7 protein-coding genes are annotated in these 6,877 nt (G+C 39.8%); all 7 read right to left on the bottom strand.

Going from position 1 to position 6,877, the window contains the following annotated elements; translation table 11 throughout:
• Nucleotides 1-227: 227 nt before the first annotated feature.
• Entirely contained in the window at nt 228-959 is a 732-nt protein-coding gene (locus QZU45_RS10265) for an SDR family NAD(P)-dependent oxidoreductase (protein WP_295355016.1), read from the bottom strand.
• A gap of 79 nt (nt 960-1,038) precedes the next feature.
• A complete protein-coding gene (dapB, locus tag QZU45_RS10260; protein WP_074839531.1) occupies nt 1,039-1,815 on the bottom strand; it encodes a 4-hydroxy-tetrahydrodipicolinate reductase in 777 nt (258 codons plus the stop codon).
• Between the two features lie 2 nt (nt 1,816-1,817).
• Nucleotides 1,818-2,306, bottom strand: coding sequence for a GNAT family N-acetyltransferase (locus QZU45_RS10255; RefSeq protein ID WP_295355013.1), 489 nt, complete (start codon nt 2,304-2,306; stop codon nt 1,818-1,820).
• A 1-nt stretch (nt 2,307) separates the two neighbouring features.
• Nucleotides 2,308-3,978, bottom strand: coding sequence for a DNA repair protein RecN (gene recN, locus QZU45_RS10250; RefSeq protein ID WP_295355010.1), 1,671 nt, complete (start codon nt 3,976-3,978; stop codon nt 2,308-2,310).
• A gap of 13 nt (nt 3,979-3,991) precedes the next feature.
• Nucleotides 3,992-4,909, bottom strand: coding sequence for an NAD(+)/NADH kinase (locus QZU45_RS10245; RefSeq protein WP_074839523.1), 918 nt, complete (start codon nt 4,907-4,909; stop codon nt 3,992-3,994).
• Nucleotides 4,910-5,015: 106 nt separating this feature from the next.
• A complete protein-coding gene (locus tag QZU45_RS10240) occupies nt 5,016-5,804 on the bottom strand; it encodes a hypothetical protein (RefSeq protein WP_295355007.1) in 789 nt (262 codons plus the stop codon).
• 464 nt (nt 5,805-6,268) lie between these two features.
• Nucleotides 6,269-6,877 (bottom strand): RNA-guided endonuclease TnpB family protein (locus QZU45_RS10235; RefSeq protein ID WP_295355004.1); only part of this gene is annotated, 609 nt, incomplete at its 5' end.

Below are 6,877 nucleotides of genomic sequence, written 5' to 3'. Positions count from 1 at the left end.
AGCAGTTTTATCAACGTAGTAACCTCCTCCATTGATAATTTCAGCAAAGTCCTCTCCACCGGTATATAGCAAAACATCTTTCTTCATAAACGCCTCTTTGTCTTCTGTTTAAATTTTAACACAGGTTAATCTCTATAAAAAAAGACGTAGCTAAAACTTAAAACGAAGTTTAAATTGGAGAATTATTTGAAAAACACAGATCTCAACGACTAATTCAAATGAAACGTCTAAAGTTTAATTCTCTTAAATATACACTCAGGGATCATCTTCACGAATCCCATGATGAAGTACCAGATAAGTGGCGTATAGACAACAGTATGACGCTTCTGCATTGAAGCAAAGATCTGCATACCGACGTAATCAGGAGATGCAGTAATCAGCTTAGGCTTTTTCCTGTGAGCATTAAGTTTAGTCTCAACCAATCCGCATTTTATATCCAGCACATTCACACCGTGAGGATATAACATAGCTCTAAGCCCAGAAAGATAGGTGCTTATAGCAGCTTTTGCACTGCAATATACATAGTTGGAATAATATCCCCTATCTCCAGCTACAGAGCTTATCACCACAATATGCCCATCACCTTTAGCCTTATATTTATCGGTTACAGAGGCCAGAAGCGTAGCGATTGCAGTGTAATTTACGTTAATAATCTCCAGCTGATTCTTAAGCTCATACTGACAGACCTTAACATCTCCAAGTGTACCAGCGGCTATAAACAGCACATCAGGAATTTCCCTGTCATCAAAGAAGGTTGATACTTTTTCAAGATCGGTTAAATCAAGAACAGCTCCATTGATGATACGACCTGTTTCCTTATAGAAATTTGAGCAGGTGTTGCTAAGAGTTTCTTCATTTCTGCACGTAATAGTTATGCTGTAGTCCTTAAGGGCTGCCATCTTAATGAAAGAGTGAGCAATTTCGGAACTGCCACCGATTACCAATAGAGATTTAGACACTGAAGAAATCCTTAATAACAGAAAAAAGAAAGTGGCATGAAAAAGCTCCACTTAAAAATGGAGCTTTGAAATTTGATTATTAGTTCTTATCCAGACCTAAAACTTCGTTCATGCAGTACAGACCAGGCTTTTTACCACTTAGCCATAATGCAGCACGAAGAGCACCGCGAGCAAAGGTCTGTCTTGAGGTAGCAACATGACCTAATTCAACGCGCTCACCTTCTGAACAGAACATAGCGGTATGCTCACCGACAATGTCACCACCACGGATTGAAGAGAAACCGATTGAACCATAGATACGCTCACCGGTAATACCATCACGACCTGAAACCATCACATCCTTCAGGTTTACATTTCGTCCCGCAGCTGCAGCCTCACCAATAGCAAGAGCAGTACCTGATGGAGCATCAACCTTATAACGGTGGTGAGCCTCAACAATTTCGATATCGGCATCAGCCATAACCGCAGCTGTCTTCTGTACCAGATTTAACAGAATATTCACACCTACTGAGAAGTTTGCTGACATAACAATAGGTATTACCTTTGAGTAATCCTTAATCTTGTCACGCTGGTCATAATCAAAACCGGTAGTACCAAGTACAACTGCGCAGTTGTGTTCTTTAGCGTAAGCTAAAACAGACATTGAACACTCTGGTCTTGAGAAATCAATAATCAGATCAGGAACTACAGTCAGCTCATTTACCTTAGGCACAACTTCAACGTTGCAGCCGTTTGGAAGAGAATCTCTGTTCTTATCGATACCGCATACTACTTTGGCATCAGCTAAACCACGACAGCATTCCCATAAAGCGTGGCCCATACGTCCGCCCAGACCAACAATACAAATTTTTAGCATGCTTATAGCTCCTTTACCATTTTTATCAGGTGGTCATTTACATAGCCGACTCTCTTCAAGCCGAGATTCTCGTAAAAAACAAGTCCACCTTTGTTTTGAGTTTCAACCTCCACTTCTATACTTTTTCCGCCCTTAAGTATAACCATCTGTTCAGCTATTCTCATAAGGTTTGAGCCTATACCCAGTCTCATATATGCAGGATCAATATAAAGTGCGAGTACCTGTCCTAATTTTATTTCGTTAACGAAAGTTAAAAAACCATAGAGCCTGTTTGCACCACAAACTAGCAGAGTTTTATAGTTATCGCCACTCAAACGCTCTTCCCAGTATTTGGTAAATTCGGCTTCAGAAATAGTAATCGGCTCGGCTCTATTCTCATAAAGAGCTGATTCTAGCTCTAACCTGACAATAGTTCTGGCATCCTTAATCTCTGCCCAGCGTATAGTTACTTTTTCTTTATTCTTTAAGGTAAGAGTGGTTTTCTCTGACATATTAGTTACCGCTCTGTTTCAATAACGCCAGGGCTGACTGACGGGTAGCATCTGTAACAACATTACCTCCCATCATTCTTGAGATTTCCTCAATACGACCATCAGTATCAAGCTTACATACCTTGGAAATGACATTAGCATCCTCCTGCACCTTGTTGACTACAAACTGTTGATTTGCACTTGCAGCCACCTGAGGAAGATGTGTAACAGTTATAACCTGGACACTCTGTCCAAGCTGTCTCAGAAGAGAACCTACACTCGAAGCAGTTCTACCGGAAATACCAGTATCCACCTCATCAAATATAAGTGTAGGAGTAGAATTTGCAGAAGAGGTTAAAACCTCAATCGCCAGAGCCAGACGGGAGAGCTCTCCACCTGATGCTACTGCACCAAGCTCCTTTGGAGTCTCCCCCAGGTTTGCAGAAAACAGGAATTCTACATCATCTCTGCCCCCTGCTCTTGGACGACAGTCTTCATCGCGAACAACATTCACAATGAAAACACCATCCTTCATGGCTAAATCTTTTATCTTTGAGGAAACCTCTTTTGACATTCTCAAAGCCGCAGCCTGTCTTAATTCAGAGAGCTCTCGGCATTTTTCCTCGTAGTCATCTCTGAGTTTTTTTACATTTCCGGTAAGTTCCGCAATCTGCTCTTTTAAGGAAAGAAAATGCTCAAGATCTTTTTCAAGGCGCTCCTTTACTTTGTACAGCTCCTTAGGCTGGACCTCAAAACGCCTTGCAAACTCATGACATTTGGAGAGTTTCTCGGAAAGCTCCTCAACCAGTTCAGGATTAGCCTTTAAAGTAAGATCGTTTAAGGCATCTCTTGCCAGATCAAGATGTTCTGCTGCCTTTGAGAGATCGTCAATTATAGGTTCGATACTGTCTTTTGCATAGACGCTGACACGGCTCAAATCAGAGATACGGGCAGAAATAATATCAATAATGTTATGCTCTTCGTTTTCCAGTACACCAAGTGCCAGTGATACAGCATCCTGAGCCTGGGACTGATGTTGCAGTGAGTCGTAATCCTGACTTATCTGCTCATAGTCCCCCTCTTTTAAATCCAGCTTGTTTAGCGCATCAAGTTCGTATTTAAGATTCTTGTAATTTGCAGCTCCCTGCTGCTGCTCATCGGCCAGATCCTGCAGTTTTCTGCGGCTGACGTTATAAGCGTTAAAAGCCTCATCAACAGACTTAACCTTTGCTGTTAACGAACCGAATTCATCCACAAGCTTCAGCTGATTACTCTTATCGATAAGTTTGATACTTGCATGCTGACCATGAATGGCCACAAGCATTGCTCCAATTTCCTTAAGCCAGGCTAGAGTACATGGAGTATCGTTGATATAGGCTTTGGATTTTCCATCTGATCCGATTACTCGGCGAAGCATCAGAGAACTGTCTTCAGATGTGAGCTCATGCTCCTTTAAAAATTTCTTTGCCAGTTCATTTCTATCTATGGAAAAAACCGCATTAAGTTCTGCCTTCTGAGCACCTGTTCTTACCATATTGGCATCAGCTCTTGCTCCTAGCAGAAGAGATAGAGCGTCCACAGTCAGAGATTTACCGGCACCAGTTTCACCTGTAATACAGGTCATGCCAGAGTTGAAATCCAGAGTGTTTTTTGCGCTTAAAGCAAAATCTTTAACTATTAGCTGTTCTAGCATAAAAAAAATCCAGTTATACCAGGCTCTTGCCCCATCCCAGTTTCTTTCTTAAAAGGCTGTAGTAATCATAGCCGTGAGGGTGCATAAGAGTCAGAGGGATCTGATGCTGACGGATTGTTACTGTACACTTGGTATCAGCTCTCATGGTAACCTGACCGTCGCAGTTGATTGCAATCAGTTCAGGAAGATCATCTGGGCATTCAAATTCAATTTTGATCTCGCTTTTACCAGGAATAATGATTGGAGAGCAGTTTAGAGAATGAGGGAACATTGGAACCAGTGACAGCAGATCAAGATGGGGCTCTATAATGGAACCACCGGCAGAAAGAGAATAAGCGGTTGAACCAGTTGGAGTATTGATAATAATACCATCCCCTCTAATGGTGTACATGTATTTATCACCAATGGAAACCTTTAAAACCATCATGTGGGCAATAGTACCAGAGTGAATTACAGTCTCATTGGTTGCAAGAGAATGACCGACCATCTCCCCAACGCCATCCTCGGAGTGGCGAGAGACGATAACATCAATCATGGTTCTCTCTTCAAGAGTATATTCACCATTTACAATCTTCTTGATGTTTTCGTCAAGGTTAGATGGACTAACATCTGTAAGTAACCCCAAATGCCCTCTGTTTACACCCAAAACAGGAACTTTCAGATCAACAAGAGTTCTGGCAACACCTAATACCGAGCCATCACCACCGACAACAATAATCAAATCAACATCACGCATGTCTCGTCTTGAAATGCATTCAAGATCAGGAAGATTAAAACCAACCTGAGTATTGGCATCAATATAGACTTTTACACCATATGAGGAGAACTTCTGTGCGATTTCCTTAATCGCAGAAGATAGAGGTCTTTTGTATACCTTTGAGATAATTACAACTGATTTGATTTTCTTTTGCTGTACGTTTTCGGTTGCCACGTAAAGACTCCTGCGTTTTTATTTATATTTTACCTTGCAGGTGTCCATTTTTCAAAAAGACAGACCACATTTTGAAGCATTTTTTCAAAACAGTAAAAAACATTCACTATTGTGGAACAGATTCATATTCAAAGACGTAATCGCTAAAGGAAATCTGAGAATTTTTACTGTTATATTCATTGATCTGAGAATTGATGAGATTAATCTGATTGGTGAATTCAGTATGAATATATTCTAAAACTGCGGAAATCAGATTATAGGCCTGAATACCGTTTGACTTGGTCTTTTTTACTGAACAGTACAGGTCGTTGAGCTCAACACAAACTGAATACCAGCTTAAATTATCAGGCAGAGCATCTGTGTAGTTATCATTTATGTATCTAACAACCTTTCTAAACTCTGGAACCTCATCCTGATGAGAGAAATAGTATTTCAGCATCATTGATCCAATACTGATTACATCATAAAAATCCCCCTGACGCCCACACAGAGAAAAGAAATATTTGCAGGCAAGAACTGCAGAAAAGAACTCAACGGCAGGAGATTCTGTCCAGTCAGCAACACTAGGCTGATTATAGCGGCAGACAACTAGATTTTTCAGCGAATCAATATTTCCGAGTCCTTTTTCAAAACACTTGATTACAGCCAGAGTTTTTGCGGCTTCATCCATACCGAACTTGGCAGTTTCTCTAAGATTAAGAATAGCTTCATCAATCATGACTTCATTTAAGCATCCGCTAGCATGAATAATGAATAAATCATATTGGGCACTTTTGTAGTCAGGATTCTTAGGTCCAACCTTCATCAGCATTGCTTTAGCTCTCTTGTACTGAGCTGCTCTCATGAAGAGTTCTCCTCTCTCCAGAGCTGACATTGATAAAGCCTTCTTTTCCATACACCTCACCATAAAAATATCTTTTCCCGGTTACTTTACAGAGTGTATTAAAAAGTTTAGGTGGTCAATTTAATTTCAACCTTGAAATGTGTACAGAATTTGGCTTTTATCCGGCAAAATTACAAAAGAATTGATCACTATCACCCAAAATCTTTTAAAAGGTAAAAAAAATGAAAATAAATAAAATTAAAACAGGAAAGAATCGCATTTAAATGCGATTCTCTTCGCATTAGACAATAAAAACACTTATGTATCAGACCATTATTAATCTGGTCATTATTTACTCTTTTCCAATCTCAGAACTAATTTAAACTGATTATGTGATTATAAGAACATATCATAAATTCAGAGGTGGCAGATTGGCTAAAAATAGCCTTGTGACTTACTCCCCTTCCTATAGAGGTAGGGGCTTCCTGTTCGATTGATCCAACGACCAAAGCAGTGAGCTTTTACCTCACAACAGGCTATCCCCGAGTGCCCCTTGGTTCTTGTTTTATTTGATTTAGCAAAAGTCTTTTGCCTTCTTTTAGAAGATTTACTGCTGCATTGATATCTCTGTCATGTCTGGTTCCACAATGAGGACAAATCCATTCTCGTAAGGATAAATCCTTGGTTTCCTTATTCTGATATCCACAGACAGAGCAAAGCTGAGAGCTTGGATAAAATTTATCCACCTCTACAAGATATTTTCCTTGTCTTTTAAGTTTATAGGAAAGCATTTCTATGAAACTGCCAAAAGCATTATCATGAACTGATTTTCCAAAATTCAGACTTTGCGACATACCATTCATATCAAGATTTTCAATACATACACAATCATAGACATTGGCTATCTGTCGTGATTTTTTCTGCATGAAATCTTTTCTGCGATTAGCAATTTTTTCATGGACTTTTGCTACTTTAATTCTTTGTTTGGCTCTGTTTTTGGAGCCTTTCTTCATCAGAGACAGTTTTCTCTGTTCTTTCTTAAGCTTTTGCTCCGATTTTCTATAGAAGCGTTCATACTCCCCTTTATTACCTTCGCTATCCACATACAAATCTTTCATGGAGTAATCCATGCCAAGAAAGCTTTT

It is taken from the genome of uncultured Succinivibrio sp. (assembly GCF_902756765.1).
Taxonomy (GTDB): domain Bacteria; phylum Pseudomonadota; class Gammaproteobacteria; order Enterobacterales; family Succinivibrionaceae; genus Succinivibrio.
This window is presented reverse-complemented; position numbering and strand designations above follow the sequence as displayed.